The organism is Pseudomonas sp. IT-P171 (assembly GCF_949767765.1).
Taxonomy (GTDB): Bacteria; Pseudomonadota; Gammaproteobacteria; order Pseudomonadales; family Pseudomonadaceae; genus Aquipseudomonas; species Aquipseudomonas fluorescens_B.
Genome location: NZ_CATKQN010000055.1, coordinates 22251 through 46954, shown reverse-complemented (window position 1 = coordinate 46954; position 24704 = coordinate 22251). Strand labels below are relative to the sequence as shown.

The 24704-nt window shown below is 59.9% G+C and carries 24 protein-coding genes and 1 other RNA gene; 15 read left to right on the top strand and 10 right to left on the bottom strand.

Annotation, left to right across the window (positions count from 1 at the left end):
- The first annotated feature begins 16 nt into the window (after nt 1-16).
- From trxA to ACM6I5_RS22450, 6 genes are all read left to right on the top strand, one after another.
- The gene (gene trxA / locus ACM6I5_RS22475; RefSeq protein ID WP_003206727.1) at nt 17-346 is read left to right on the top strand and encodes a thioredoxin TrxA; all 330 of its coding nucleotides are present in this window, start codon (nt 17-19) and stop codon (nt 344-346) included.
- Nucleotides 347-595: 249 nt separating this feature from the next.
- Complete coding sequence (gene rho / locus ACM6I5_RS22470; RefSeq protein ID WP_007942421.1) at nt 596-1855, top strand: transcription termination factor Rho; 1260 nt, start codon at nt 596-598, stop codon at nt 1853-1855.
- Nucleotides 1856-1997: 142 nt separating this feature from the next.
- Nucleotides 1998-3953 carry an acyltransferase family protein gene (locus tag ACM6I5_RS22465; protein ID WP_017341402.1) on the top strand — a complete coding sequence of 652 codons (1956 nt, stop codon included), beginning with the start codon at nt 1998-2000 and terminating at the stop codon, nt 3951-3953.
- A gap of 61 nt (nt 3954-4014) precedes the next feature.
- Complete coding sequence (gene ubiD, locus ACM6I5_RS22460; RefSeq protein ID WP_017341401.1) at nt 4015-5481, top strand: 4-hydroxy-3-polyprenylbenzoate decarboxylase; 1467 nt, start codon at nt 4015-4017, stop codon at nt 5479-5481.
- The gene (locus ACM6I5_RS22455; RefSeq protein ID WP_017341400.1) at nt 5481-6449 is read left to right on the top strand and encodes a CDP-6-deoxy-delta-3,4-glucoseen reductase; all 969 of its coding nucleotides are present in this window, start codon (nt 5481-5483) and stop codon (nt 6447-6449) included. Before ubiD ends, ACM6I5_RS22455 begins: the two co-directional genes overlap by 1 nt.
- A 219-nt stretch (nt 6450-6668) precedes the next feature.
- A complete protein-coding gene (locus tag ACM6I5_RS22450) occupies nt 6669-7337 on the top strand; it encodes a gamma-glutamylcyclotransferase (RefSeq protein ID WP_017341399.1) in 669 nt (222 codons plus the stop codon).
- Here ACM6I5_RS22450 and glpT read toward each other — a convergent pair.
- Nucleotides 7313-8662: a glycerol-3-phosphate transporter gene (gene glpT / locus ACM6I5_RS22445; RefSeq protein ID WP_017341398.1), complete on the bottom strand. Its 1350-nt coding sequence runs from the start codon at nt 8660-8662 to the stop codon at nt 7313-7315. The genes ACM6I5_RS22450 and glpT overlap by 25 nt on opposite strands.
- 329 nt (nt 8663-8991) lie before the next feature.
- Here glpT and ACM6I5_RS22440 point away from each other — a divergent pair, with 329 nt between their 5' ends.
- The gene (locus ACM6I5_RS22440) at nt 8992-9606 is read left to right on the top strand and encodes an energy transducer TonB (RefSeq protein ID WP_414884748.1); all 615 of its coding nucleotides are present in this window, start codon (nt 8992-8994) and stop codon (nt 9604-9606) included.
- Between the two features lie 96 nt (nt 9607-9702).
- On the opposite strand, the gene ACM6I5_RS22435 is transcribed toward ACM6I5_RS22440, so the two are convergent.
- Nucleotides 9703-10680, bottom strand: a complete 978-nt coding sequence (locus ACM6I5_RS22435) for an NADPH:quinone oxidoreductase family protein (protein ID WP_414884747.1) — start codon at nt 10678-10680, stop codon at nt 9703-9705.
- Between the two features lie 150 nt (nt 10681-10830).
- Between ACM6I5_RS22435 and ACM6I5_RS22430 the strand changes: the two genes are divergently transcribed.
- Nucleotides 10831-11238, top strand: coding sequence for a flagellar basal body-associated protein FliL (locus ACM6I5_RS22430; RefSeq protein ID WP_031319172.1), 408 nt, complete (start codon nt 10831-10833; stop codon nt 11236-11238).
- A gap of 61 nt (nt 11239-11299) precedes the next feature.
- Here ACM6I5_RS22430 and ACM6I5_RS22425 read toward each other — a convergent pair whose 3' ends face one another.
- From ACM6I5_RS22425 to ACM6I5_RS22410, 4 genes are all read right to left on the bottom strand, one after another.
- Nucleotides 11300-12418, bottom strand: a complete 1119-nt coding sequence (locus tag ACM6I5_RS22425; protein WP_017341394.1) for an ABC transporter permease — start codon at nt 12416-12418, stop codon at nt 11300-11302.
- A complete protein-coding gene (gene rbbA / locus ACM6I5_RS22420; RefSeq protein WP_414884746.1) occupies nt 12418-15141 on the bottom strand; it encodes a ribosome-associated ATPase/putative transporter RbbA in 2724 nt (907 codons plus the stop codon). The genes ACM6I5_RS22425 and rbbA overlap by 1 nt, the downstream gene beginning before the upstream one ends.
- Complete coding sequence (locus ACM6I5_RS22415) at nt 15138-16103, bottom strand: HlyD family secretion protein (RefSeq protein WP_414884745.1); 966 nt, start codon at nt 16101-16103, stop codon at nt 15138-15140. The genes rbbA and ACM6I5_RS22415 overlap by 4 nt, the downstream gene beginning before the upstream one ends.
- Before the next feature lie 132 nt (nt 16104-16235).
- Nucleotides 16236-16685, bottom strand: coding sequence for an EVE domain-containing protein (locus tag ACM6I5_RS22410; protein ID WP_414884744.1), 450 nt, complete (start codon nt 16683-16685; stop codon nt 16236-16238).
- A 201-nt stretch (nt 16686-16886) separates the two neighbouring features.
- Between ACM6I5_RS22410 and ACM6I5_RS22405 the strand changes: the two genes are divergently transcribed.
- Nucleotides 16887-17039, top strand: coding sequence for a hypothetical protein (locus ACM6I5_RS22405; RefSeq protein WP_017341390.1), 153 nt, complete (start codon nt 16887-16889; stop codon nt 17037-17039).
- A gap of 34 nt (nt 17040-17073) precedes the next feature.
- On the opposite strand, the gene ACM6I5_RS22400 is transcribed toward ACM6I5_RS22405, so the two are convergent.
- The 4 genes from ACM6I5_RS22400 to ACM6I5_RS22385 all read right to left on the bottom strand — a co-directional run bounded on the left by ACM6I5_RS22400 (nt 17074) and on the right by ACM6I5_RS22385 (nt 18497).
- Entirely contained in the window at nt 17074-17679 is a 606-nt protein-coding gene (locus ACM6I5_RS22400; RefSeq protein ID WP_017341389.1) for a 5-formyltetrahydrofolate cyclo-ligase, read from the bottom strand.
- Nucleotides 17680-17764: 85 nt separating this feature from the next.
- Nucleotides 17765-17943, bottom strand: a non-coding RNA gene (gene ssrS / locus ACM6I5_RS22395) — 6S RNA.
- Nucleotides 17944-17973: 30 nt separating this feature from the next.
- Nucleotides 17974-18291 carry a cell division protein ZapA gene (locus tag ACM6I5_RS22390; protein WP_017341388.1) on the bottom strand — a complete coding sequence of 106 codons (318 nt, stop codon included), beginning with the start codon at nt 18289-18291 and terminating at the stop codon, nt 17974-17976.
- A complete protein-coding gene (locus ACM6I5_RS22385) occupies nt 18288-18497 on the bottom strand; it encodes a TIGR02449 family protein (RefSeq protein ID WP_007942437.1) in 210 nt (69 codons plus the stop codon). Before ACM6I5_RS22385 ends, ACM6I5_RS22390 begins: the two co-directional genes overlap by 4 nt.
- A gap of 127 nt (nt 18498-18624) precedes the next feature.
- On the opposite strand from ACM6I5_RS22385, the gene ACM6I5_RS22380 reads away from it, so the two are divergent.
- From ACM6I5_RS22380 to ACM6I5_RS22355, 6 genes are all read left to right on the top strand, one after another.
- A complete protein-coding gene (locus ACM6I5_RS22380) occupies nt 18625-19185 on the top strand; it encodes a YecA family protein (protein WP_017341386.1) in 561 nt (186 codons plus the stop codon).
- Nucleotides 19186-19212: 27 nt separating this feature from the next.
- Nucleotides 19213-20547 carry a Xaa-Pro aminopeptidase gene (gene pepP, locus ACM6I5_RS22375; RefSeq protein ID WP_017341385.1) on the top strand — a complete coding sequence of 445 codons (1335 nt, stop codon included), beginning with the start codon at nt 19213-19215 and terminating at the stop codon, nt 20545-20547.
- Nucleotides 20544-21731, top strand: coding sequence for a 2-octaprenyl-6-methoxyphenyl hydroxylase (gene ubiH, locus ACM6I5_RS22370; protein WP_414877921.1), 1188 nt, complete (start codon nt 20544-20546; stop codon nt 21729-21731). Before pepP ends, ubiH begins: the two co-directional genes overlap by 4 nt.
- Nucleotides 21724-22209 carry a DUF4442 domain-containing protein gene (locus ACM6I5_RS22365; RefSeq protein ID WP_017341383.1) on the top strand — a complete coding sequence of 162 codons (486 nt, stop codon included), beginning with the start codon at nt 21724-21726 and terminating at the stop codon, nt 22207-22209. Before ubiH ends, ACM6I5_RS22365 begins: the two co-directional genes overlap by 8 nt.
- Before the next feature lie 9 nt (nt 22210-22218).
- Nucleotides 22219-23436, top strand: coding sequence for a 2-octaprenyl-3-methyl-6-methoxy-1,4-benzoquinol hydroxylase (locus ACM6I5_RS22360; RefSeq protein WP_193393011.1), 1218 nt, complete (start codon nt 22219-22221; stop codon nt 23434-23436).
- 176 nt (nt 23437-23612) lie between these two features.
- A complete protein-coding gene (locus ACM6I5_RS22355) occupies nt 23613-24617 on the top strand; it encodes an extracellular solute-binding protein (protein ID WP_017341381.1) in 1005 nt (334 codons plus the stop codon).
- Nucleotides 24618-24704: the final 87 nt, after the last annotated feature.

Here is a 24704-nt window from a genome sequence, read left to right as displayed (position 1 = left end):
CAACCTGGAGACTTCCATGAGCAGCGATCTTATCAAACACGTTAGCGACGCTAGCTTCGAGGCCGACGTACTCAAGGCCGAAGGCGCTGTACTGGTCGACTACTGGGCTGAATGGTGCGGCCCTTGCAAAATGATCGCTCCTGTTCTGGACGAGATTGCTGAAACCTACAAAGGCAAGCTGACCGTTGCCAAACTGAACATCGACGAAAACCAGGAAACCCCGGCCAAGCATGGCGTGCGTGGCATTCCGACCCTGATGCTGTTCAAGAACGGCAACGTTGAAGCGACCAAGGTCGGCGCACTGTCGAAGTCGCAACTGGCGGCTTTCCTCGACGCCAACATCTAAGCGTCGCTGTAAAGTGTCCGAAAAAAGGCCCCGCATATTGCGGGGCTTTTTCGTTATTGAGGGCTAGACGCTCCGAAACTCAGGTGGTACATTCGGCCCCGCACTGGTTTCTCCATTGCCCCCTGCTAGCCGTCGCCGACGCACTCCTTTTCGAATAAGTACGCGATCCTGTCGCCTTCTCTGCGGCGCGGCCTCATTAAGCCAAAAGCTTAATTTCCCCCCCTCCATAAATGATTACGTCATTCCTATATGAATCTGACTGAACTCAAGCAAAAGCCGATTACCGAACTGCTCGAATTGGCCGAACAGATGGGCATAGAAAATATGGCCCGTTCGCGCAAGCAGGACGTGATTTTCTCCCTGCTCAAAAAGCACGCTAAAAGCGGCGAGGAAATCTCCGGTGATGGCGTGCTGGAGATTCTCCAGGACGGCTTCGGCTTCCTGCGCTCCGCTGACGCTTCCTATCTCGCCGGCCCGGACGATATCTACGTCTCGCCAAGCCAGATCCGCCGCTTCAACTTGCGCACCGGTGACACCATCGTTGGCAAGATCCGCCCTCCGAAGGAAGGCGAGCGTTATTTCGCGCTGCTCAAGGTCGACACGATCAACTACGATCGTCCCGAGAACGCGAAAAACAAGATTCTCTTCGAGAACCTGACCCCGCTGTTCCCGACCGTGCGCATGAAGATGGAAGCCGGCAACGGTTCCACCGAAGACTTGACCGGTCGTGTCATCGACCTGTGCGCCCCGATCGGCAAAGGCCAGCGCGGTCTGATCGTTGCGCCGCCGAAAGCCGGTAAAACGATCATGCTGCAGAACATCGCGGCGAACATCGCACGTAACAACCCTGAAGTTCACCTGATCGTGTTGCTGATCGACGAACGTCCGGAAGAAGTGACCGAAATGCAGCGCACCGTGCGCGGCGAAGTGGTTGCCTCGACGTTCGACGAGCCGCCGACCCGCCACGTGCAGGTTGCCGAAATGGTGATCGAGAAGGCCAAGCGCCTGGTCGAACACAAGAAAGACGTAGTGATCCTGCTCGACTCCATCACCCGTCTGGCTCGCGCCTACAACACCGTGATCCCGAGCTCCGGCAAAGTCCTCACCGGTGGTGTCGATGCCCATGCCCTGGAGAAACCGAAACGTTTCTTCGGCGCTGCGCGGAACATCGAAGAAGGCGGTTCGCTGACCATCATCGCCACCGCACTGGTTGAAACCGGTTCGAAGATGGACGAAGTGATCTACGAAGAATTCAAAGGCACGGGCAACATGGAACTGCCGCTGGATCGTCGTATCGCTGAAAAACGCGTCTTCCCGGCCATCAACATCAACCGTTCCGGCACCCGCCGCGAAGAGTTGCTGACCGCCGACGACGAGTTGCAGCGCATGTGGATCCTGCGCAAGCTGCTGCACCCGATGGACGAAATCGCCGCCATCGAGTTCCTGGTCGACAAGCTGAAAACGACCAAGACCAACGACGAGTTCTTCCTGTCGATGAAACGCAAGTAACACGCAGTCCGCTGCAAAAAAGGAGCGCCCCGAACAGGGCGCTTTTTTTTTGTGCATGAGATTTGTGTCTTGATTGATAACTTTCACCTCGCCGCGATGTCCCTTTCGAATCGGTTTTGTATCGGATACGACAAGGGACGTTATGCATACATTTGGCAGTCGCCGTGACATTGACGGCTTGCGGGCTCTGGCCGTTATTCCGGTCGTGCTCTTTCACTTCGGTTTCAGCACGTTCAGCGGTGGCTTCGTTGGCGTTGATGTTTTCTTTGTCATTTCCGGGTTCCTGATTACCAGCATCCTGTTCCGTGAGATCAGTGCGCAGCGTTTCAGCTTCGTCGATTTCTGGGCGCGCCGTGCACGACGCATCATTCCGGCGCTGAGCGTGGTGCTGTTGGTCACACTGGCACTGGGCTGGTTATTGCTGACCGCCAAGGACTTCTCCGAGCTGGGGAGGACGGTGCGTTATCAGGCGCTGTTCATTTCAAACATTCTGTTCATGCGCGAAGACGGTTACTTCCAGCCGGCGTCGGATTTGAAGCCGTTGCTTCATACCTGGTCCCTGGCCGTTGAGGAGCAGTACTACATCTTCTTTCCGCTGTTGATGGTGTTGTTGATGCGCCATGTTCGCCATTGGCGCTGGATGCTGTTTGCTGTGCTGTTGATCTCCTTCGGGCTGAACATCGCATATATCGATCGTAAACCCGACTTCACTTTCTTTTCGCTGCCAACGCGTGCCTGGGAGTTGTTATGCGGCGCGATGCTCGCGGTCCTGCCTGCGCGCAAACACGCTGTTCGACCCTGGCTCGCTCAGTCTGTGGGTGCTGCCGGGTTGGCGGCTGTTCTACTGGCGGTGTTCACGTTTGACCGGGGGACGGTGTTTCCAGGCTGGGCAGCGTTGTTGCCGGTACTAGGTGCCACCGCGCTGATCTGGTCGGGCGGGCAGGGTTCGACCTGGGCCGGCCAGCTGTTGAGTGCTCGCGTGTTCGTCTGGATCGGTTTGCTCTCCTATTCTTTCTATCTGTGGCATTGGCCGGTCTACGTCTATGCCAATGCCATTTCGATCGACGGTATTCAGCCCTGGGAGGCCGCAGGCTGGATACTGCTGGCGCTGGGTCTGGCCTGGTTGAGCTGGCGCTTCGTCGAGCTGCCGTTCCGTGATAAACGCCTGCTGGCCGGACGCAAACCCGTGCTGGTCGGCGGCTTGATGGCGATGGCTGTCCTCGCGGTGACGGGCTCCGTCGTGCGTTCGCAGGAGGGTTTCCCCCAGCGTCTGAGCGGCAAAGCGCTGGAATATGCGCAGGCCAGGGAATGGCGCGCCGGGCAGATGAAATGCATGCTGGTGACCAAGGACAAGACGTTCGACAAGGCCTGTCTGCTCGGTGGCAATCAGGAGGTCCCGGCCACCCGACTGGTCTGGGGCGATAGCCATGCCGCGGCGTTGATGCCGGCCATTGAAAGTGGCGCCAGGCGCGAGGGTCGCCCGGTGTGGCTTTACAGCATGAGCGCCTGTCCGCCGGTCCTCAGCGATGACCCGCGCCAGCGCTGCAAGGACTTCAACGAACAGACCATGGAGCAGGTTCGTCGCCTGCAGATCAAGGACGTGGTGCTGGCATCCAACTGGAGTCTTTACGTTTACGGTCGTGAAGACGGCGACAAAAAGGTCTTGCTTAACTCCCGCGACAATACGGCTCAGGCTGAGGCGCGCATGGCTTCGGCGATCGAAGCGCGGGTGGCGGCGATCAGGGCTACGGGCGCGCAAGTCTGGCTGTTCAAGGAAGTGCCGCTGCAGCGCAAGGGCGCCATCAGCCGGCTGACGAGTCTTGCCCGGATCGGGCGTTCGGCCGACGGACTTGGGCGCCCGCTCGATGAGCACCTGGCTCGCCAGCATTTTCTCGGCGGCTTGTTCGATTCGATGAGCGCCGCCGACCCCGGCGTGCACGTCATTGACCCAACGCCACTGATGTGTGCGGACAACGTCTGCGGCATCGAGGTCAATGGGCATTCGAAGTACAAGGATGAGGATCATCTCTCGGACACTGGCAGCGCCCGGCTGAGTCCGCTGTTTACGCCGATGCTGCTGGGTGCAAATCACAATTGATCGTGCTGTTTTAACGCCAGAGCAGGTAGGATGTACGCCTATTTTCGGGGTGGCATCTTCAATGAAATTCAAGGACCTTCGGGATTTCGTGCAGCAACTTGAGCAGCGCGGAGAGTTGAAACGCATCCAGATTCCCGTCTCTCCAGTGCTGGAGATGACGGAAGTCTGCGACCGCACGCTACGGGCCAAAGGCCCGGCGCTGTTGTTCGAGAACCCCACCGGCTACGACATCCCGGTTCTGGGCAACCTGTTCGGCACCCCCGAGCGGGTGGCCATGGGCATGGGCGCCGAAGCGGTGAGCGAACTGCGCGAGATCGGCAAGCTTCTGGCGTTCCTCAAGGAGCCCGAGCCACCGAAAGGCCTGAAAGACGCTTGGTCCAAGCTGCCGATCTTCCGCAAGATCATCGCCATGGCGCCCAAGGTCGTCAAAGATGCGGTGTGCCAGGAAGTGGTCATCGAAGGCGAAGACGTCGATCTCGCGATGCTGCCGGTGCAGACCTGCTGGCCCGGCGACGTCGCCCCGCTGATCACTTGGGGCCTGACCGTCACCAAGGGTCCGAACAAGGACCGCCAGAACCTCGGCATCTACCGTCAGCAAGTGATCGGCCGTAACAAGGTCATCATGCGTTGGCTGAGTCACCGTGGCGGCGCGCTGGATTACCGCGAGTGGTGCGAGAAGCATCCGGGCCAGCCGTTCCCGGTGTCTGTAGCGCTTGGCGCCGACCCGGCGACCATTCTCGGCGCCGTAACGCCGGTGCCGGACAGCCTCTCCGAATACGCGTTCGCCGGCCTGCTGCGTGGCAACCGCACCGAACTGGTGAAGTGCCGCGGCAACGACCTGCAAGTGCCGGCCACCGCCGAAATCATCCTCGAAGGTGTGATTCATCCCGGCGAAATGGCCGACGAAGGTCCCTACGGCGACCACACCGGCTACTACAACGAAGTCGACAGCTTCCCGGTGTTCACCGTCGAGCGCATTACCCATCGGATCAAACCGATCTACCACAGCACCTACACCGGTCGTCCGCCGGATGAACCGGCGATCCTCGGCGTGGCGCTGAACGAAGTGTTCGTGCCGATCCTGCAGAAGCAGTTCCCGGAGATCACCGATTTCTACCTGCCGCCGGAAGGTTGCTCGTACCGCATGGCCATCGTGACCATGAAGAAGTCGTATCCCGGCCATGCCAAGCGGGTAATGCTCGGTGTCTGGTCGTTTTTGCGACAGTTCATGTACACCAAGTTCGTTATTGTCACCGATGACGATATCAACGCACGGGACTGGAACGACGTGATCTGGGCCATCACCACGCGCATGGACCCCAAGCGCGACACGGTGATGATCGACAACACGCCGATCGACTACCTCGATTTCGCCTCGCCGGTCTCCGGCCTGGGGTCGAAAATGGGGCTCGATGCCACGCATAAATGGCCGGGCGAAACCACGCGCGAGTGGGGCCGGGTGATCGTCAAGGATGATGCCGTGACCCAGCGGATCGATGCCATCTGGAATCAGTTAGGAATAGATTGATGCGTGTAACCTTGCAGCCCTCCGGAGCGGTGCTTGAGATTCTGCCCGGCGAGCGGATTCTCGATGGCGCACGCCGTCTGGGCTATGAATGCCCTCAAAGCTGCCGCAACGGCAATTGCCACGTGTGCGCCGCGCTGCTGGTGGAAGGACGGGTCGAACAGGCCGGCGATGTGCGCGACCATGGCGAGTTCTACACTTGCATAGCAGAGCCGCTGGAAGACTGCATCGTGCTGTGGGATGGCGTGCTTGCGCAGGGAGAATTGCCGGTGCGCAGCTTGTCATGTCAGGTCATTGAGTGCAGGGACGTCGGCGGCGACACCTGGCGCGTGCGCCTGCGCGCACCGGCGGGCAAGCCGCCGCGTTATCACGCCGGTCAGTATTTGATGATCGAGCGGGAAAGCGGCGAGAAGTCCGCTTTCTCCCTGGCCTCGGCGCCCCACAGCGGGCGCGATCTGGAAATCCATGTACTGGCGCGCGAAAGCAGTGCGCTGAGCCTGATCGAACAGCTGCAACGCAATCCGATGGTGCGGATCGAAATGCCGTTCGGTGATACCCACCTGGCGGAATTGCCGGACGGGCCGTTGGTGTTGATTGCTGCGGGTACGGGCATGGGCCAGATCCACAGCCTGATCGAACATTGCCGGGCTTCGGGCTTCAAGCATCCGGTGCATCTGTATTGGGGGGTGCGTCGTCCCGAAGACTTTTATGAGATCGAACATTGGGATGAATGGCTGAAACTGCCCAATCTGTTCCTGCATAAAGTCGTCAGCGATCAATGTGGCTGGCCGGGGCGCTGCGGGATGCTGCATGAGGCGGTGTGTGAGGATTTCCCGGATTTGAAAGCGCTGCATGTCTACGCCAGCGGTTCTCCGGCAATGGTCTACGGCACGCTGGATGCGCTGGTGGAAGCGGGGATGGATGCTCATCAGATGCGTGCGGATGTGTTTGCGTACGCGCCGCGCGCTTGAATCGCGATATTGATCCGCGCGTTCAATCGTTATAACTTCATATATAGCCGATCGGTATTTATAAATTTGTATAAATACCGGTAGGTTATATGTCATTGAGGCAATTATCTAAAACTGTGCCATGGCACTTAAATTGCCTTAAAACATATGTGCCTTATTGTTACAGCGGTGCGTTCTATTAAGTAATCATCACCCGCGGGGAGCTGAACGCTATTCGCCATGAGCGCCATTGAATCTGCTTTCATGAATCTGGCTTATCCTCCGCGGCTCGATCTGGGGCCGCAGCTTACACACGAACAATTGCTCAGTTCGATGCAGTCGACCATGGCGCGCCACAAGGGTGGGCCGGTCTGGCTGTTCGCTTATGGCTCGCTGATCTGGCGCCCTGAATGCGCGGCAGTTGAACGCGTTCGCGGTCGGGTGCATGGCTATCATCGCGGTTTGTATCTGTGGTCCCACGAACATCGCGGCACGCCGGAAGTGCCAGGGCTGGTGTTTGGCCTGGATCGCGGCGGCTCTTGCAGCGGCTTCGCTTATCGTTTGCCTGAAGAGCAACTCGAAGCTTCGCTGTATGCATTATGGCAACGCGAAATGCCATTCCCGTCCTATCGCCCACACTGGCTCAACTGCCGTCTCGAAGACGGAAGCCAGGTTCAGGCATTGGGATTCGTGTTAGAGCGACACCTGCCCAGCTACGCCGGCAACTTGCCGGATCACGTACTGAGCCACGTGTTCGAAAACGCTTGCGGGCGTTACGGCACCACTCGCGATTATGTCGAGCAGACCGCCAACGCCCTGCGTAGCCACGCCATGCCAGACCGGAATCTGGAGGCGCGGCTCAAGCGCTGCAAATCAAAAAGCGATCAGGCGATGGCTTCGCGGGTCTGACTGGCGATCTGCTTGTGCCACAACGTTGGCGCAAGGAACGCCATCGCCAGCAGGCACGCACCAATCAGCAAGACGAAACCGCCGTCCCAGCCGAAATGGTCCACGGTGTAGCCCATGGCTGCACTGGCCGCGACCGAACCGCCCAGGTAACCGAACAGACCGGTGAAGCCCGCAGCCGTACCAGCGGCCTTCTTCGGTGCCAGTTCCAGCGCTTGCAAGCCGATCAGCATCACCGGACCGTAGATCAGGAAACCGATCGAGATCAGCGCAATCATGTCGACCGTCGGGTTGCCGGCCGGGTTGAGCCAATAGACCAGTGTCGCCACGGTCACCAGCGCCATGAACACCATGCCGGTCAGGCCACGGTTGCCACGGAAGATCTTGTCCGACATCCAGCCGCACAACAGTGTCCCGGGAATACCTGCCCACTCGTAGAGGAAATACGCCCACGAGGTTTTGTCCACGCTGAAGCCCTTGGCTTCCTTGAGGTAGGTCGGTGCCCAGTCCAGCACGCCGTAGCGCAGCAGGTAGACAAAGACGTTGGCCATTGCGATGTACCAGAGCATTTTGTTGCGCAGCACGTATTTGACGAAGATTTCCTTGGCGCTGAATTCTTCTTCGTGACTGGCGTCGTAGCCTTCCGGGTAATCGTTCTTGTACTTCTCGATCGGTGGCAGGCCGACCGATTGCGGCGTGTCACGCATGGTGGCGAAAGCAAACACCGCGACGGCCATGGCCACAGCAGCCGGCACGTAAAACGCCGCGTGCCAGTCATTGAACAGGCCCATACCCAGCAGGAACAGCGGACCAATCAGGCCACCGCCCACGTTATGCGCCACGTTCCACAACGACACCACGCCACCGCGTTCCTTCTGCGACCACCAGTGCACCATGGTCCGTCCACTCGGCGGCCAACCCATGCCCTGCGCCCAGCCATTGATAAACAGCAGGATGAACATGATGGTCACGCTGGACGTGGCCCAGGGCGCGAAACCGAAAATGAACATCACACCGGCCGAAACCAGCAAGCCGAATGGCAGGAAGAAACGCGGGTTGGAACGGTCGGAGACAATGCCCATCAGGAACTTGGACAAGCCGTAGGCGATAGCAATGGCCGACAACGCCAGGCCCAGCTCACCGCGGGTGTAACCCTCCTCGATCAGATAGGGCATGGCCAGGGAGAAGTTTTTGCGCAGCAGGTAGTAACCCGCGTAGCCGATGAAGATGCCGGCGAAGATCTGCCAGCGATGACGTCGGTAGGCGCTGTCTATTTTTTCTTCAGGCAATGGAGCCTGATGTGCGGCAGGACGAAAGAAAGCAAACATTCAAGAGCTCCAGTTTTCTTGTTTTGACTGCGGATGCGAATGTTACAGTTTCGTTACCGAAAATAGCACTGGTTCGCATCGACGAAACAGCGGAAATGTTGGAGATCACATGTTCTTTTACGAACATGTCGCTCAGGTATAAATGAAGGGCGCTGTGGGAATTGTTACCTGGCGATCCTTGATGACGTGCTTTTGTCCGGAGTAGGGCAGGGCTTTGGGAAACGTCCTGCGTCTAAAGGGGAAGCCATGGCGTTATGTAAAAAATCATCGAGCCTTAACCTTTCTGCGGTTGCCAGATCTGGCTTTTCAGTCGCGAAGGAGTGGGAGTTATGCGGTGGTTTTTGTGTGTGCTTTTGTTGGTTTTGTCCATCGAAGTCAGGGCTGGCGAGGTGTTCCTGATTCCGGAGAACAATCCCAAGCCGGTTTACCCTGTAGCACTTTCCCGAAGCGGTATAACCGGCGCGCTGAATGTCAGTTTTACCGTCCATGCCGACGGATCGGTGAATCAGGTAGAGGCTTCAAAGGACGCTCATCCCGACCTTGTCGAAGCCTCCCGAACGGCGGTGAGCCAATGGCGATACAAGCCCTGGGAGGTTTCCATCGAGCGACCCGCGCAAATCCAGGTGGTCGCGCCGATGGTGTTCAGGCTGGACGACAAGATGCCGATTCATGCCAACGAGGAGTTGAAAAAGTTGAGTTGTGGTGAGGTCGCCAAGGCAGCACTGCGGCTTGCAGACTACTCGTGGGTGGACATGCCGGTGTTCAGCTGGACGCGCAGTTACCTGACCCACTCTCTTGCCCCTACGCAATTGCCGGAGGCGAGACGTCTGGAGCTCATCGCTAAACTCAACAAGAGCGTGCCTTCGATTATTCGGCGTTGTAATACGCATCAGGCGTCACGGTATGTGCGTTTTCTACCGGAGGAAATTCGCGAGTTGCTTTGATTGAAAACCTGGAGCGCTGTCTGTTATCCAGTCATGTATCGAAAAGGCCAGAGCAACCTCATCAGTTGTTCTGGCCTTTTTGCATCCTGCTACGATTCAGCGAACCTGCACCACCACTTTCCCGACCGCCTTGCGCTGGCCAAGATCATTGATCGCTTGCGCCGCATTGCTCAGCGGATACACCTGCGACACCAGCGGCTTCAGCTTGCCTTTGGCGAACCAGCCAAACAATTGCTGGAAGTTCGCCGCGTTGTCCTGCGGCTGACGTTGAGCAAACGAACCCCAGAATACGCCAACCACCGCAGCGCCCTTGAGCAGTGCGAGGTTCACAGGAAATTCCGGAATGCGCCCGCTGGCGAAGCCGACCACCAATAACCGGCCGTTCCAGGCGATGGCGCGGATGGCCTGGTCGAACAGGTCGCCACCGACCGGGTCGTAGATCACGTCGGCGCCCTGGCCGTCGGTCAGGCGTTTGATTTCGTCCTTGAGGCTGGTTTCGCTGTAGTTGATCAGTTCATCGGCGCCCGCAGCCTTGGCCACCGCTAGCTTTTCGGCGCTGCTGGCGGCGGCGATCACGCGGGCGCCCATGGCTTTGCCGATTTCCACGGCGGCCAGGCCAACACCGCCGGACGCACCGAGCACCAGCAGGGTTTCACCCGGTTGCAGGTTGCCGCGTTGCTTGAGCGCGTGCATCGAGGTGCCGTACGTCATGCTGAAAGCCGCGGCGGTGTTGAAGTCCATGGAGGGCGGGATCGGCAGCACGTTGTAGCCTGGAACGGCGACCTGCTCGGCGAAACTGCCCCAACCGGTCAGCGCCATGACCCGGTCACCGACTTTCAGGTGGCTGACTTTCTCGCCCACTGCGCTGACCACGCCGGCCGCTTCGCCACCCGGGGAAAACGGGAAGGGCGGCTTGAACTGGTATTTGCCCTCGATGATCAGCGTGTCCGGGAAATTCACCCCGGCGGCGTGCACCTCCAGCAGGATTTCATTCTTCTTCGCGACAGGGCTGGCGACCTCTTCCAGCACCAGCGATTCGGCAGGGCCGAAGGCTTTGCACAGCACGGCTTTCATCAGGGCTATTCCTTTGGGAGTGATGGCCGATAAGTGTAGGTGTGTGAGTCGACGGGTCAACGAGCATGCCCCGCCCTGATAGTCAGCCATAAGCTTGTGCTTGCGTGGCGGGTCGTTATGCTAGGCCGCAAACCGGATAAGGAGCGAATTGTGAAAGCGTGGATCATGTTGTTGCTGGCCCTGTCTCTGCCTGTGGCAGCAGTGGCTGAAGAAGCCAAAGAAGGTGCAGCCCCAAAGGTTAACTACATCACCCTGAGCCCTCCGTTCGTGGGTAACTATGGGCTGGACGGCACCCCGAAGCTCAAGGTCTACAAGGCTGATGTGGCACTGCGGGTGACGGGCGATGAAGCGACCCAGCTGGTGAAAGCCAACGAGCCGCTGATTCGTAATCAACTGGTGGCGCTGTTTGCCCAGCAGACGACCGAGGCGATGAACAACGTCGAGGCCAAGGAAAAGCTGCGTCAGGAAGCGTTGAAGCAGACCCAGCAGATCATGAACGATGAAACCGGCAAGCCGGTGGTTGAGGATTTGTTGTTCAACAACCTCATCATTCAGTAAGTCCTTGCCATCCGGGTAAGCCTCTTCGCGAGCCATCTCGCGATAGGGGCGACACGGTCTCTCAGGACGCCAGGCTCTTGCGAAACCGCATCAGCGCAATCGCGAAAAACAGCAGGCCGATGGCCGTGAGCGCCAGCAAATCGGGCCAGACGACAGTGATGCCGGCGTCGCGAAACAATATCGCGGCGCTCAGGCTGACAAAATGCGTCGACGGCGAGCCCTGCATCACCCACTGCAGCCATTGCGGCATGCTGTCCAGCGGCGTGCTGCCACCGGACAGCAGCAACATCGGGATGATCACTGGAATCGCCAGCAGACCGAATTGGGGCGTTGAACGAGCCAGGGTCGCGAGAAAAATCCCCAGTGCCGTGCTGGCGAACAGGTAAACCGCGGTCACCAGCAGAAACAGGCTCAGGGAGCCGGCCAGCGGCACGCCCAGCGCGCCTTTGACAATGACCTCCAGCGACAGCCAGGTGCACAGCACCACCACCAGCATGTTGCTCCAGATTTTCGCCAGCATGATTTCAAGTGCCGTCAGCGGCAGCACCAGTAAATGGTCGAGGGTGCCGTGTTCGCGTTCACGCAGCAGTGCGGTGCCGGTCAAGATGATGGCAAGGATGGTGATGTTGTTGACGATCTGGATCACCGCCAGAAACCAGCCGCCTTCCAGATTGGTGTTGAACATCGCGCGAGTGGTCAGCAGCGCCGGTGCTTTACTCGCCACATCGCTCTGGCCGCTGTAATTCAACAATTCGCGCTGGAAAATTCGTCCTATGTAGCCCGCGCCCATGAACGCTTGACTCATGGCGGTGGCGTCGACGTTGACTTGCACGGCGGGTTGACGACCGGCCAGCAGATCCGTCTGAAAACTCGCCGGTACATTGATGACAAAGGTGTACTGGCCACTGTCCATGACCTGGTCCAGTTGCTCATATGGCAGCGGGACCGGGCGTTGGAATTCCGGAGGTTGCAGCGCTTGGGTCAGTTGTCGCGACAGCAGGCTGTGATCTTCGTCGACGATGGCCACGCTGGCGTTATGCACGCCGATCACCGAGCCCGCCGCCGGCATGTAGATCGCAACCGTAAAGGCGTAAAAGAGGAACAGGAGCAGGACGCTGTCATGCCGCAGGCTGGTGAGTTCCTTGAGACCCAGGCGCAGGATGTGCGCGAGCTTATGCATCAGACCTCCTGCTTTTTCAGCATGACCAGGCTGAGCCCGGTGAATGCGAGGAAGAACCCGAACAATGCGAGGCATTGCGGCCATAACTGTCGCAGGTCCAGCGCTTTGGTAAACGTGCCGACGGCGATGTCGAGGAAGTAACCGGCTGGAAACAGCATCCCCATTACTGCCGCCGCGCCTTCGAGGGATGAGCGCGGCACGATCAGTCCGGAAAACTGGATGGTCGGCAGGCTGGTGATGATCATGGTGCCGAGAATGGCGGCGATCTGGGTTCGGGTGAATGCCGAGATCAACAGGCCCATGCTGGTTGTCGCCAGCACATAAAGAAGCCCGCCGAAGGTCAGCGTCAGGAAGCTGCCCTTGAACGGCACCCCGAACAGCCATCGGTTCATCGCGACCAGTACCGCGAGGTTGATCAGGCTGACAGCCAGATACGGTGCCTGTTTGCCCAGCAGAAATTCGAGCCGGGTCAGCGGCGTGGCATAGAAGTTGGTGATTGACCCCAGTTCCTTCTCGCGCACGATGCCCAGCGCCGTCAGCATGGCGGGGATGAACGCCAGGATCAGCGCCATGACCCCGGGGCCGATGGCGTTGACGCTGACCACGTCCTGGTTGTAGCGGAAGCGGGTTTCCAGTCGGGCGGCGGCTGGCCGGTTCCGCGCGGGGCTGCTCTGTTCGGCCAGTTGTTCGATATTGGCCTGGTGCACCGCCTCGACGTAGTTACGGCTGGTCTCGGCGCGAAACGGCATGCCGCCATCGAGCCAGGCTGCCACAGCCGGTTGGCGCCCGGCGTACAGATCCCGGCCAAAACCGGGTGGAATCTCTAGCGCCAGTTTGATTTCCGAGCGCTGCAGGCGGCGATGCAGCTCTTTGGCATCGCGGATGGGGGGCTGCTCGTCGAAGTACCGAGAGCCGCGAAAGGCTTCCAGGTAGGCGCGGCTTTGTGGCGTCTGATCCTGGTCATAGACGGCGAAGGCGAGTTGCTCTACGTCCAGAGAAATGCCGTAGCCGAAAATCACCATCATGAAAATGGCCCCCAGCAGGGCGAAGGCCATCCGCACTTTGTCGCGCAGCAGTTCCTTGCCTTCACGACTCGCCACCGCCCACAGGCGTCCTGGGCTGAAACCGCGATCCTTGGTTGGCAGCGCCGGCATGGCGAGCGCATTCGCAGGCTCTGAAGGTTTTGAAGGCTCGGGGGTGTCCTGGGCCTGTTCCAGGCACGTGACGAATCCAGCTTCCAGCGTCTCGCCCTTGTACTGCTGTTGAAGCGCTGTTGGCGTATCGCAGGCAAGCACTTTGCCAGCGTGCATCAGCGAGATGCGATCGCAACGCTGGGCTTCGTTCATGAAATGAGTGGAGAGGAAAATCGTCACGCCTTGCTCGCGCGACAGCTCGATCAGCAGTCGCCAAAAGTCGTCCCGTGCCGCCGGATCGACGCCGGAAGTCGGTTCGTCGAGGATCAATACTTCCGGACGATGCAGCACCGCCACCGCCAGTGACAGCCGTTGGCGCAAGCCCAAAGGCAACGCCCCGGACTGTTGATCGCAAACACTGCCCAGATTGAAGCGCTGGATCAGCTCGTCAATGCGTTGCGCGCTGTCGGTTTTTGGCAGATCGAACAGCCGTGCGTGCAAATCCAGGTTCTGCCGCACGCTGAGTTCGCCATACAGCGAAAAACTCTGTGACATGAACCCGACCCGTTTGCGGGTGGCCAGGTCCTTGGCATTCACCGGGTTGCCCAGCAGCGTGGCACTGCCTTCACTGGCGGGCATCAGCCCGGTGAGGACTTTCATGGTGGTGGTCTTGCCGCAGCCATTGGAGCCGAGGAAGCCGAAAATTTCGCCGCGACCGATGGCAAAGCTGACGTTGTCTACAGCCGTGAAGTCGCCGAAACGCAGGGTCAGATCGTGGGCTTCGATGGCGATGTCGGAGGTGGTGCCGGTTCGAGGCGGAATTACCAGGGGCTGATTGTCGTGGGTACTGTCGCCCTGATAGTGGGTGAAGGCTTCGTCGAGTTTGCCGCTCGAGGTGACTGCCGCCAATTCCTTGCTCAAGCCCGTGGCAATCAGCTTGCCGCCGTCGAGCATCAGGCAATGTTCAAACTGCTCGGCCTCTTCCATGTACGCGGTGGCGACCAGCAGTGTCAGTTGCGGCCGCTGACGCCGCACATCGTCCACCAACTCCCAGAAACGTCGACGGGACAAGGGGTCGACGCCGGTGGTCGGTTCGTCGAGGATCAGCAGGTCCGGCTCATGGATCAACGCACAACACAGGCCCAGCTTCTGCTTCATGCCGCCGGACAGTTTGCCGGCGGGGCGATCGGCAAAACGCAGAAGGTCGGTAGCCAGTAACAGATTGCGCATGCGCTGATCGCATTCGGCTTTTGACAGGCCAAACAGGGTAGCGAAAAAGTGGATGTTCTCGCTGATCGACAGCTCTGGATAAAGGTTGCCGCCCAAGCCTTGGGGCATGAAGGCGATGCGCGCATAGAGGGTGTTGCGATGGCGACGATCCTGGATCGAGCCGCCGAGCACCTCCAATTGTCCTTGCTGCAGCGTTTTCACCCCGGCGATCAGCCCCAGCAGGCTCGATTTGCCGGCACCATCGGGGCCGATCAGGCCGCAACGGGTCCCGGCGGGCAGGCTGAACGCGATATCACTCAGCGCCTGTTGTTTGCCGTAGCGATGATTGATGCCGGTCGCATGAACCGCCAGTTCGGTCATTGCAGATTGGCCGGCCAGCCAACAGAGGCGGTGCGCACATAGCCGGCACCGGGCATGCCGGGTTTGGCCTGGGGCAGGGCGCTGGGATCAGTCAGGCGTAACTTGACGCGGAATACCAGTTTTTGCCGCTCGTCGCGAGTCTCGACTTCTTTAGGGGTGAATTGCGACTTGGCTGCCACAAAGCTGATTTTTGCCGGCAATGGGTGATCAGGCAGGGCATCGAGCAAAATCCGCGCTTCGTCGCCAACGGCCAAGCGCCCGGTTACGGAGGCCGGGAGGTAGAGGTTCATGTATTGATCGTTTGGGTCGATCAGCAGCAATACGCGCCCGCCGGCGCCCAATACTTCGCCGGGCTCGGCCATGCGCAGCTGGATCACCCCGTCGATGGGGGCTCGCAAACTGCTGTCATCGATTTCGCTGGTCAACTGTGCGACTTGTGCCTGAGCGGCGCCAATCGCCGCACCCACCGCGGACTCTTGCGCGCGAGCGGCGGCGACGGCGGCATTGCCAGTGCCGATACGCGCCTGCTGTTGATCGATGATCTGACCGCTGACGAAACCATGCTTGAACAGCGTCTGGGAGCGATTGAGTTCCTGTTGAGCGAGCAGTTGTTCGCTCAGGCGCAATTGCACGTTGGCTTGTGCGGCGGCGAGGTTTTCCCGGGTGCGCAACACTTCTGCTTCCGCCTGGCGGCGTTGGGCTTCAAGGGTGCGAGTGTCCATCCGGGCCAGCAGTTGGCCCTTGGTGACTTTGTCGCCTTCGTCGACGAGCACCTCGGCCAGTCGCCCCGGTGTTTTGCTGGCGATCTGCACTTCGGTGGCTTCGAGGCGGCCGTTGCCGACATACAGGCCTTCGGGCAGACGGTCATGCATCGACTTCCAGTAGCCAAAACCGCCGGCGGCCAGGAGCAGAACCATTAAAGAACCGGCAAAAAAAATCGAAGAGCGGCTGTGCGTAGACATGCGAGCATCCTGCGTATGTTACGTCCTAGTCTGGCTGATCAAACGCCAAGGCGATTTGATGCCAGTCAACTGAGGGTCAAGCCTAACCCTATTGGGCGGGGAAAAGAGAATGACCGGGTGGTTCTGCCTTATTTAACGTAAATCGAGGACCGCCGCCCATTGCTCGGCGGTTACTGGCATCACTGACAGCCGCGAACCTTTCTGCACCAGGGGCATCTCGGCCAGCGCGGTTTGCTGTTTCAGGTAGTCGAGTTTCAGGACGTTCGTGAACGTTTCGACGTGGGCCACATCGATCGCACTCCAGGCGTTTTTCTCGGCGGTGGCCTTCGGGTCGTAGTAATGACTCTCGGGCTCCAGTGCGGTCGGGTCCGGATAGGCCGCTTCGACAATCTTGCCGATCCCGGCAATCCCGGGCTCAGGGCAGCTGGAATGGTAGAAGAAGAACTCGTCGCCGACCGCCATGGTCCTCAGAAAATTCCGCGCCTGGTAGTTGCGAACCCCGTCCCAGCGCGCTTTGCCAAGCCTCTCCAGACCTTTGATCGAGAGTTCGTCGGGCTCGGATTTCATCAGCCAATAGGCCATGGTTTTTGCTCCTTGCGAATCGGGTGGGCAAGTTGTCGGGCAATTTTATGACAAACCGACAGTCGGTTGACGCCAGCGTTTGCGTGTCGGTTCACGTTGTCGCAAAATGCCGGCCTTCTAAGCTTGACGCTGCTGCACGGCCTACACCTACAACGGAAACCGCTGCTGTCATCGTGTTGATGTGCCTTTGGGGGGCAATCGATGAAACGCAAACCGGATTTACTATGGATATTGGTTATTTTGTTCGGCCTTGGCGTCGTGACCACGGGCTATGCCCAAAGCCTGTGGAACAACAAGACCGATGCGCCGGTTGAAATCGCGCAGCAACAACAGCCGTCGGCCTTCAAGCGCTGAACCTGCTTTTCGACGCCGCTGATTCCAGTGGCGTCTAGCCTGCGTAATACCAGGCCTTGTCCGTCACCGTTCCTTGCAGCGGCACATCCCAGCTCGCTTGAGCCAATCGTTCGACCTTCTGACATTCATGGGCCAGCCCTAACAGCGTCGGCTTGCGCCAGTTTTTCCGTCGCGCCAGGTACGCCAGGCTTCGATCGTAAAAACCGCCACCCATGCCGAGTCGCCCGCCGACATCGTCGAATCCCACCAACGGCAACAGCACCAGGTCGAGGGCCCAGACTTTGCGTTGCCGGGCGAGGTTGTGCCGGGGTTCGAGAATGCGAAAACGGTTGGGCTTGAGTTTTTCGCCGGGGCGAATTCGCTGGAACACCATTTTGGTTCGCGGCCAGGCACTGAGCACCGGCAAATAAGTCGCCTTGCCTCGACGTTGCGCGGCACGCAGCAACAGACGCGGGTCGATTTCACCGTCGGTGGGCAGGTACAGGGAGATATGTTTTGCGCGCCGAAACAACGGCTGCTGGGACAATTGCTTGTACAGCCCGCGAGCGGCCTGGCGCTGTTGACTGGGTGTCAGTGCGCGGCGGGCCTTGCGCAGCATGCGTCGAAGTTGCGGGCGGGGCAGCAGCGCAGGTTCGGTCATGGATTCTGGCTTCGGCAGTGCGGGTACACAAAGCGTACCCGTAAAAAAGCCGATGCCGGTATTGAACCGGCATCGGACTGGAATCAGGCTCCCCGGATGAACCGCTGCTGACTTAGCCCTTGAACCCGAAAGTTCAAGGTGGAAGATGCAGTAGGCTTTAAGGCTTTCCGTCTAGCGGACATGCACACCAGCCCAACGTGCAGCCTCCAGGGTAGTGCGAATCGGCTCAGGGACGTGGTCAACTGGCAAGCACCCCAGGGAGTGCTGCGAGTATAACCCAAGCGGTCCGGCGAATCAGCCCTTGGTGACGTCCGGATCGGTGGCAAGCACCAGATCGACGCGATCCAGCAGGTCGCGAACCTGCTCACGGGTCGAGCCGCTGACCTGTACATCCGGACTTTCTTGCTTATGCAGAAGGTCGTGCGTGATGTTCAGCGCCGCCATCACGGCGATGCGATCGGCGCCGATGACTTTGCCGCTGCTACGGATTTCACGCATCTTGCCGTCCAGGTAACGGGCAGCGCTCACCAGATTGCTGCGCTCTTCCTGGGGGCAGATGATCGAGTATTCTTTGTCGAGGATCTGCACGGTAACGCTATTGCTTGAACTCATGAGTCTTGCTCCAGGGCCTTGAGGCGCGAAATCATCGATTCGACCTTACGCCGCGCGATTTCGTTTTTTTCAATGAGGTGCGCGCGTTCCTCGCGCCAGGTCTTTTCCTGAGCTAGTAGGAGTCCGTTTTGACTCTTAAGTTGCTCGACTCGGCTAATTAGCAGTTCGAGTCTGGCCATCAGCGCTTGCAGGTCGGTGTCTTCCATTTTGTCCACTGAGATTCATCTGATGGGTGGTAGCTGGCGGACAGCCTTTAATAGTCTTGGCGAGTCTGTCGATGTAGGATACAAGGCCTTCATTCTAGACATAGCGCCGTCTGGCGCCTAGCTGCCCATGCCCATTCAGAATTCCCCGTACAAAGCCTTCGCCACCCTGCTGACTTCCAGCGGTCATAACGTCTCGCCTGCCGAACTGCATGGCCTGCTGCTCGGCCGCAGCTGCGCCGGTGCCGGTTTCGATGCCGAAGGCTGGCTGGTCGATGCCGCCGAGCTGCTAGAAGGCGAGCCGCAAGACAACGTTCGCAATGCCTTGATCGGCCTGCAAGAGATGGTCAAGGGCGAGCTCACCGGCGACGACGTGACCGTCGTTCTGCTGCTGCCGACCGATGACGAGCCGCTGGCTGATCGTGCCGCGGCACTGGGCCAATGGTGCCAGGGCTTCCTCAGCGGTTTCGGCCTGAACTGCCGTGACAGCAGCATGCTGAGCACCGAGGCCACCGAAGTGTTGCAGGATCTGGCGGCCATCGCCCAGGTGCAAGACGCGCTGGAAGAGTCCGACGACGGCGAAAGCGACTACATGGAAGTCATGGAGTACCTGCGCGTCGCACCGCTGCTGCTGTTCTCCGAAACCAAAAAGCCGGACGCGCCGGCTGCCGCCAAACCGTCGTTGCATTAATCGCGAGCCAGGAAAAGCCATCTGCCCATGATTCATATCCCGAAATCGGAATACAGCCGTCGCCGCAAGGCCTTGATGGCGCAGATGGAACCCAACAGCATCGCCATTTTGCCCGCCGCCGCGGTTGCCATCCGCAATCGCGATGTCGAGCACGTTTACCGCCAGGACAGTGACTTCCAGTACCTCAGCGGTTTCCCCGAGCCGCAAGCCGTTATCGTGCTGATGCCGGGTCGTGAGCATGGCGAATACCTGCTGTTCTGCCGTGAACGCAACGTCGAGCGAGAACTCTGGGACGGCCTGCGCGCCGGTCAGGAAGGCGCGATCCGTGACTTCGGTGCTGATGATGCTTTCCCCATTACCGACATCGACGACATCCTGCCGGGCCTGATCGAAGGCCGCGACCGGGTGTATTCGGCCATGGGCAGCAATCCGGAATTCGATCGGCACCTGATGGACTGGATCAACGTGATCCGCTCCAAGGCGCACCTCGGCGCCCAGCCGCCGAACGAATTCGTTGCCCTGGATCATCTGCTGCACGACATGCGTCTGTATAAATCGGCGGCAGAAGTGAAGGTTATGCGCGAAGCCGCGCGGATTTCCGCTCAGGCGCATATCCGTGCGATGCAGGCCTGCCGGGCCGGGTTGCATGAGTTCAGTCTGGAAGCCGAGCTCGATTACGAGTTCCGCAAGGGCGGGGCGAAGATGCCGGCCTATGGTTCGATCGTCGCGGCCGGGCGCAACAGCTGCATCCTGCATTACCAGCAGAACGACGCGGTGCTCAAGGACGGCGATCTGGTGCTGATCGACGCCGGTTGCGAGATCGACTGCTACGCCAGCGACATTACGCGCACCTGGCCGGTCAACGGCAAGTATTCCGCGGAACAGAAGGCGATCTACGAGTTGGTGCTGGCTTCCCAGGAAGCGGCATTTGCCGAAATCGCCCCGAACAAACACTGGAACCAGGCGCACGAAGCCACGGTTAAAGTCATCACTGCCGGGCTGGTGAAACTGGGTTTGTTGCAGGGCGACGTCGACGAGTTGATCGCCAGCGAAGCCTATAAAGCGTTTTACATGCATCGCGCCGGCCACTGGCTGGGCATGGATGTGCATGACGTCGGCGAGTACAAGGTCGGCGGCGAATGGCGCGTGCTGGAAGTCGGCATGGCGCTGACCGTGGAGCCGGGGATCTACATTGCCCCGGACAACCAGAACGTAGCGAAGAAATGGCGCGGCATTGGCGTGCGCATCGAGGACGACGTCGTGGTCACCAAAACCGGCTGTGAAATCCTGACCAGCGGCGTACCGAAAACGGTCGCCGAGATCGAGGCCTTGATGGCTGAAGCGCGGACAAAAGCGGCATGAGTCGAATCAATCTTGCAATCATTGGTGGCGGCCTGGTCGGCGCGAGCCTGGCATTGGCGCTGCAGGCCGGGGCCAAGGCTCGCGGCTGGAAGATCGTGCTGATCGAGCCGTTTGCCCCCGGCCACACCTACCAACCGAGCTATGATGCCCGGTCCTCGGCGTTGTCCTACGGCGCCAAGCAGATTTATCAACGGTTGGGCGCGTGGCAGGAAATCTCCCGCCGCGCGGAGCCGATCAAGCAGATCCACGTCTCCGACCGTGGTCGTTTCTCCACCGCGCGATTGTCGGCGATGGAAGAGGGCGTGCCGGCGCTGGGCTATGTGGTGGAAAACGCCTGGCTCGGCCAATGCCTCTGGCAAGGTCTGGACAAGGACGTGGTCACCTGGCGCTGCCCGGCGGAAGTCACGCGCATGGAGCCGCTGACCGATGGCTATCGCCTGACCCTCAATGATGAAACCACCCTGGAATGCGACCTCGCGGTGCTGGCGGATGGCGGCCGTTCCGGCCTGCGCGAGCAACTGGGGATTGGTATCAAACAACGCCCGTACAACCAGAGTGCGCTGATCGCCAACATCACCCCGAGCGAAGCGCACAACGGCATGGCCTTCGAACGTTTCACCGACGATGGCCCGATGGCGTTGTTGCCGCTGCCGGAAAACCGCTGTGCCCTGGTCTGGACCCGTCTGGGCATGGACGCGCAACGGCTGGCCGCCCTGGATGAACGCAGTTTCCTCAGCGAATTGCAGGGCGTGTTCGGTTATCGCCTCGGCACCTTGAAACAGGTCGGCGCGCGGCATCTTTACCCGCTGACACTGATTGAAGCCGAAGAGCAGGTGCGTCCGCATCTGGCGATTCTCGGCAACGCCGCTCACAGCCTGCACCCGATTGCCGGCCAGGGTTTCAACCTGTCCCTGCGAGATGCGCAGGCGTTGGCGGATGCGCTGCTCGCGAGCGAGAAAGCCCCCGGCGACTTTGCGACCTTGCAGGCTTACCGCGAGCGTCAGCGTCTGGATCAAAACCTGACCGTGGGATTTTCCGATCAGGTCACGCGGTTGTTCGGCAGTACTCAACCGCTGGTCTCGCTGGGCCGAAACATCGGCCTGCTCGGCCTCGATCTGCTGCCACCGGCCAAGCGTTGGTTCGCCCGGCAGGCCATGGGCCTGGGTACGCGTCCCGATGCTTGAGTGGTTGACGAGCCGGTTCGGCAAGGCACGATTGTTGCGCTGGTTCATGACGTTCTACCCGCCGTACCTTGGCGCCGGGGTCCGCGTGCGGCACATCAGCGATGACTTCCGGGACATCAAGGTGTCCATGGGGTTGGGCTGGTACAACCGCAATAACGTCGGCACTCAGTTCGGTGGCAGCCTGTATTCGATGGTCGATCCGTTCTATATGTTGATGTTGATGGAAAACCTCGGCCGTCGGTTCATCGTCTGGGACAAAGCGGCGGACATCGATTTCATCTCGCCGGGCAAAGGTCCGGTGTTCGCCAGTTTCAGGATCGACGAAACCTTGCTCGACGAGATCCGCCAACAAACGGCGAACGGCGAAAAATACCTGCCGCAATTGCAGGTCGATATCCACGACGGCGCCGGCACCCTGGTGGCCCGTGTCCGGAAAACCCTTTACGTGCGGCTCAAGCCGCAAGCGAGACAGGCTTAAAGCATGGAAATGCGCGCAGATCTGCTGATTGTCGGGGCCGGAATGGTCGGCAGCGCCCTGGCGCTGGCGTTGCAGGACAGCGGGCTGGAAGTCCTGCTGCTGGACGGCAGCCCGATGAGCGTCAAACCCTTCGACGGGCAGGCGCCGTTCGAGCCGCGAGTGAGCGCCTTGTCGGCCGCCAGCCAGCGGATTCTCGAACGGCTGGGGGTCTGGGATGGCATCGCCAGCCGGCGCAGCAGTCCTTACACCGACATGCACGTCTGGGACGGCAGCGGCACCGGGCAAATCCACTTCTCGGCCTCCAGCGTTCACGCCGAGGTGCTCGGGCATATCGTCGAGAACCGCGTGGTTCAGGACGCTTTGCTCGACCGCTTGCACGACTGCGACCTGGGAATGCTGGCCAATGCGCGTCTGGAACAAATGCGCCGCTCCGGTGACGACTGGCTGCTGACCCTGGCCGATGGTCGCACCTTGCGTGCGCCTTTGGTGATCGCGGCGGACGGTGCCAACTCGGCGGTGCGGCGCCTGACCGGCGTGGCCACGCGCGAGTGGGATTATCTGCACCACGCAATCGTCACCAGCGTGCGCAGCTCACAACCCCACCAGATGACGGCCTGGCAACGGTTCACCGATCATGGTCCATTGGCGTTTCTGCCTCTGGAGCGGGACGGTCGGCAGGATTGGTGTTCGATCGTCTGGTCGACCACGCCGAGTGAGGCCGAACGCTTGATGGCGCTGGATGATGAAGGTTTCTGTCGCGAGTTGGAGCAAGCCTTTGAGGGTCGTTTGGGTTCGGTTCTAAGCGCCGATCCACGGCTGTGCGTGCCGCTGCGCCAGCGCCATGCAAAGCGCTACGTGGCTGAAGGCCTGGCGCTGATCGGCGATGCGGCGCACACCATTCACCCGTTGGCCGGGCAGGGCGTGAACCTCGGTTTCCTCGATGCCGCCGTGCTCGCCGAAGTGCTGCTGCAAGCGGCAGAGCGTGGCGAACGGTTGGCCGACGTAAAAGTGCTGAGCCGCTACGAGCGTCGGCGCATGCCGCACAATCTGGCGTTGATGGCGGCGATGGAAGGCTTCGAGCGATTGTTCCAGGCAGATCCGTTGCCGGTGCGCTGGCTGCGTAATGCCGGGTTGAAGATGATTGACCAGATGCCGGAGGCCAAGGCGTTGTTTGTGCGTGAGGCGCTGGGGTTGATCGGGGATTTGCCGGCACTTGCCAAGGCTTGAGATTTTCACTGCGGCTGATGGCCTCATCGCGGGCTTGCCCGCGAAGGGGCCGGTAAAACGATCCCATGTCTCATGCCATGCAACATCTGGTAACTTCTCCGCCAACTGATCGATTGAGAACCTAAATGTGAGTCCTTATCATTTGGTCTTACTTTTCCAATCGAGAGATCGCTCACATGTTGGCACCGAAGCGTCTACTGACCGCACTCGCCCTGACCCTGATCGGCAGCACTGCCACCCAGGCCGCTGACGAGGTGGTGGTTTACTCCTCGCGTATCGACGAGCTGATCAAACCGGTGTTCGATGCCTACACCGCGAAAACCGGTGTGCAGGTGAAGTTCATCACCGACAAGGAAGCGCCGCTGATGCAGCGCATCAAGGCCGAGGGCGAGAATGCCACCGCCGACCTGCTGCTGACCGTCGACGCCGGCAACCTGTGGCAAGCGGAGCAGATGGGCATCCTGCAACCGTTCACCTCGAAAACCATCGACGCCAACATTCCGCTGCAATACCGCGCGGCTTCTCATGCCTGGACCGGCCTGAGCCTGCGGGCGCGGACCATCGCTTACTCCACGGAGCGGGTGAAGCCGGGCGAGTTGAGCACTTACGAAGGTCTGGCCGACAAGAACTGGGAAGGTCGCCTGTGCCTGCGTACGGCGAAGAAGGTCTACAATCAGTCCCTGACTGCCACCATGATCGAAGTGCATGGTGCCGAGAAAACCGAAAAGATCCTCAAGGGCTGGGTCAACAACCTGTCCACCGACGTATTCTCCGATGATGTCGCGGTGTTGGAAGCAATCAACGCCGGCCAATGCGACGTTGGCATCGTCAACACCTACTACTACGGCCGTCTGCACAAGCAGAAGCCCGATCTGGCGGTGAAGCTGTTCTGGCCGAATCAGGGTGATCGTGGCGTGCATGTGAACCTGTCCGGCATCGGCCTGACCAAGTACGCGCCGCATCCGGAAGCCGCCAAAGCCCTGGTGGAGTGGATGACCACGCCTGAGGCGCAGAAGATCTTTGCCGACGTGAACCAGGAATTCCCGGCCAACCCTGCGGTACCGCCGTCCGCGGAAGTCGCCGCCTGGGGCAAGTTCGTCGCCGATACGTTGCCTGTGGAAGTCGCCGGCAAACGTCAGGCCGAAGCGATTCGCTTGATGGATCGAGCTGGCTGGAACTGAGTCTGCGGCTTTAAAGAGCAAAAGATCGCAGTCTTCGGCAGCTCCTACCGGGTGTACACCATCCCAATGTAGGAGCTGCCGAAGGCT

Bases quoted from the DNA above. Each gene is read 5' to 3' on its own strand.
- ACM6I5_RS22465 (WP_017341402.1), top strand. From the start codon at position 1,998: ATGCATACATTTGGCAGTCGCCGTGACATTGACGGCTTGCGGGCTCTG.
- ACM6I5_RS22390 (WP_017341388.1), bottom strand. From the start codon at position 18,291: ATGAGTTCAAGCAATAGCGTTACCGTGCAGATCCTCGACAAAGAATAC.
- ACM6I5_RS22450 (WP_017341399.1), top strand. From the start codon at position 6,669: ATGAGCGCCATTGAATCTGCTTTCATGAATCTGGCTTATCCTCCGCGG.
- ubiH (WP_414877921.1), top strand. From the start codon at position 20,544: ATGAGTCGAATCAATCTTGCAATCATTGGTGGCGGCCTGGTCGGCGCG.
- rbbA (WP_414884746.1), bottom strand. From the start codon at position 15,141: ATGACCGAACTGGCGGTTCATGCGACCGGCATCAATCATCGCTACGGC.
- pepP (WP_017341385.1), top strand. From the start codon at position 19,213: ATGATTCATATCCCGAAATCGGAATACAGCCGTCGCCGCAAGGCCTTG.
- ACM6I5_RS22380 (WP_017341386.1), top strand. From the start codon at position 18,625: ATGCCCATTCAGAATTCCCCGTACAAAGCCTTCGCCACCCTGCTGACT.
- ACM6I5_RS22360 (WP_193393011.1), top strand. From the start codon at position 22,219: ATGCGCGCAGATCTGCTGATTGTCGGGGCCGGAATGGTCGGCAGCGCC.
- trxA (WP_003206727.1), top strand. From the start codon at position 17: ATGAGCAGCGATCTTATCAAACACGTTAGCGACGCTAGCTTCGAGGCC.
- glpT (WP_017341398.1), bottom strand. From the start codon at position 8,662: ATGTTTGCTTTCTTTCGTCCTGCCGCACATCAGGCTCCATTGCCTGAA.
- ubiD (WP_017341401.1), top strand. From the start codon at position 4,015: ATGAAATTCAAGGACCTTCGGGATTTCGTGCAGCAACTTGAGCAGCGC.
- ACM6I5_RS22415 (WP_414884745.1), bottom strand. From the start codon at position 16,103: ATGTCTACGCACAGCCGCTCTTCGATTTTTTTTGCCGGTTCTTTAATG.
- ACM6I5_RS22355 (WP_017341381.1), top strand. From the start codon at position 23,613: ATGTTGGCACCGAAGCGTCTACTGACCGCACTCGCCCTGACCCTGATC.
- ACM6I5_RS22455 (WP_017341400.1), top strand. From the start codon at position 5,481: ATGCGTGTAACCTTGCAGCCCTCCGGAGCGGTGCTTGAGATTCTGCCC.
- ACM6I5_RS22425 (WP_017341394.1), bottom strand. From the start codon at position 12,418: ATGCATAAGCTCGCGCACATCCTGCGCCTGGGTCTCAAGGAACTCACC.
- ACM6I5_RS22435 (WP_414884747.1), bottom strand. From the start codon at position 10,680: ATGAAAGCCGTGCTGTGCAAAGCCTTCGGCCCTGCCGAATCGCTGGTG.
- ACM6I5_RS22400 (WP_017341389.1), bottom strand. From the start codon at position 17,679: ATGACCGAACCTGCGCTGCTGCCCCGCCCGCAACTTCGACGCATGCTG.
- rho (WP_007942421.1), top strand. From the start codon at position 596: ATGAATCTGACTGAACTCAAGCAAAAGCCGATTACCGAACTGCTCGAA.
- ACM6I5_RS22365 (WP_017341383.1), top strand. From the start codon at position 21,724: ATGCTTGAGTGGTTGACGAGCCGGTTCGGCAAGGCACGATTGTTGCGC.
- ACM6I5_RS22410 (WP_414884744.1), bottom strand. From the start codon at position 16,685: ATGGCCTATTGGCTGATGAAATCCGAGCCCGACGAACTCTCGATCAAA.
- ACM6I5_RS22385 (WP_007942437.1), bottom strand. From the start codon at position 18,497: ATGGAAGACACCGACCTGCAAGCGCTGATGGCCAGACTCGAACTGCTA.
- ACM6I5_RS22405 (WP_017341390.1), top strand. From the start codon at position 16,887: ATGAAACGCAAACCGGATTTACTATGGATATTGGTTATTTTGTTCGGC.
- ACM6I5_RS22440 (WP_414884748.1), top strand. From the start codon at position 8,992: ATGCGGTGGTTTTTGTGTGTGCTTTTGTTGGTTTTGTCCATCGAAGTC.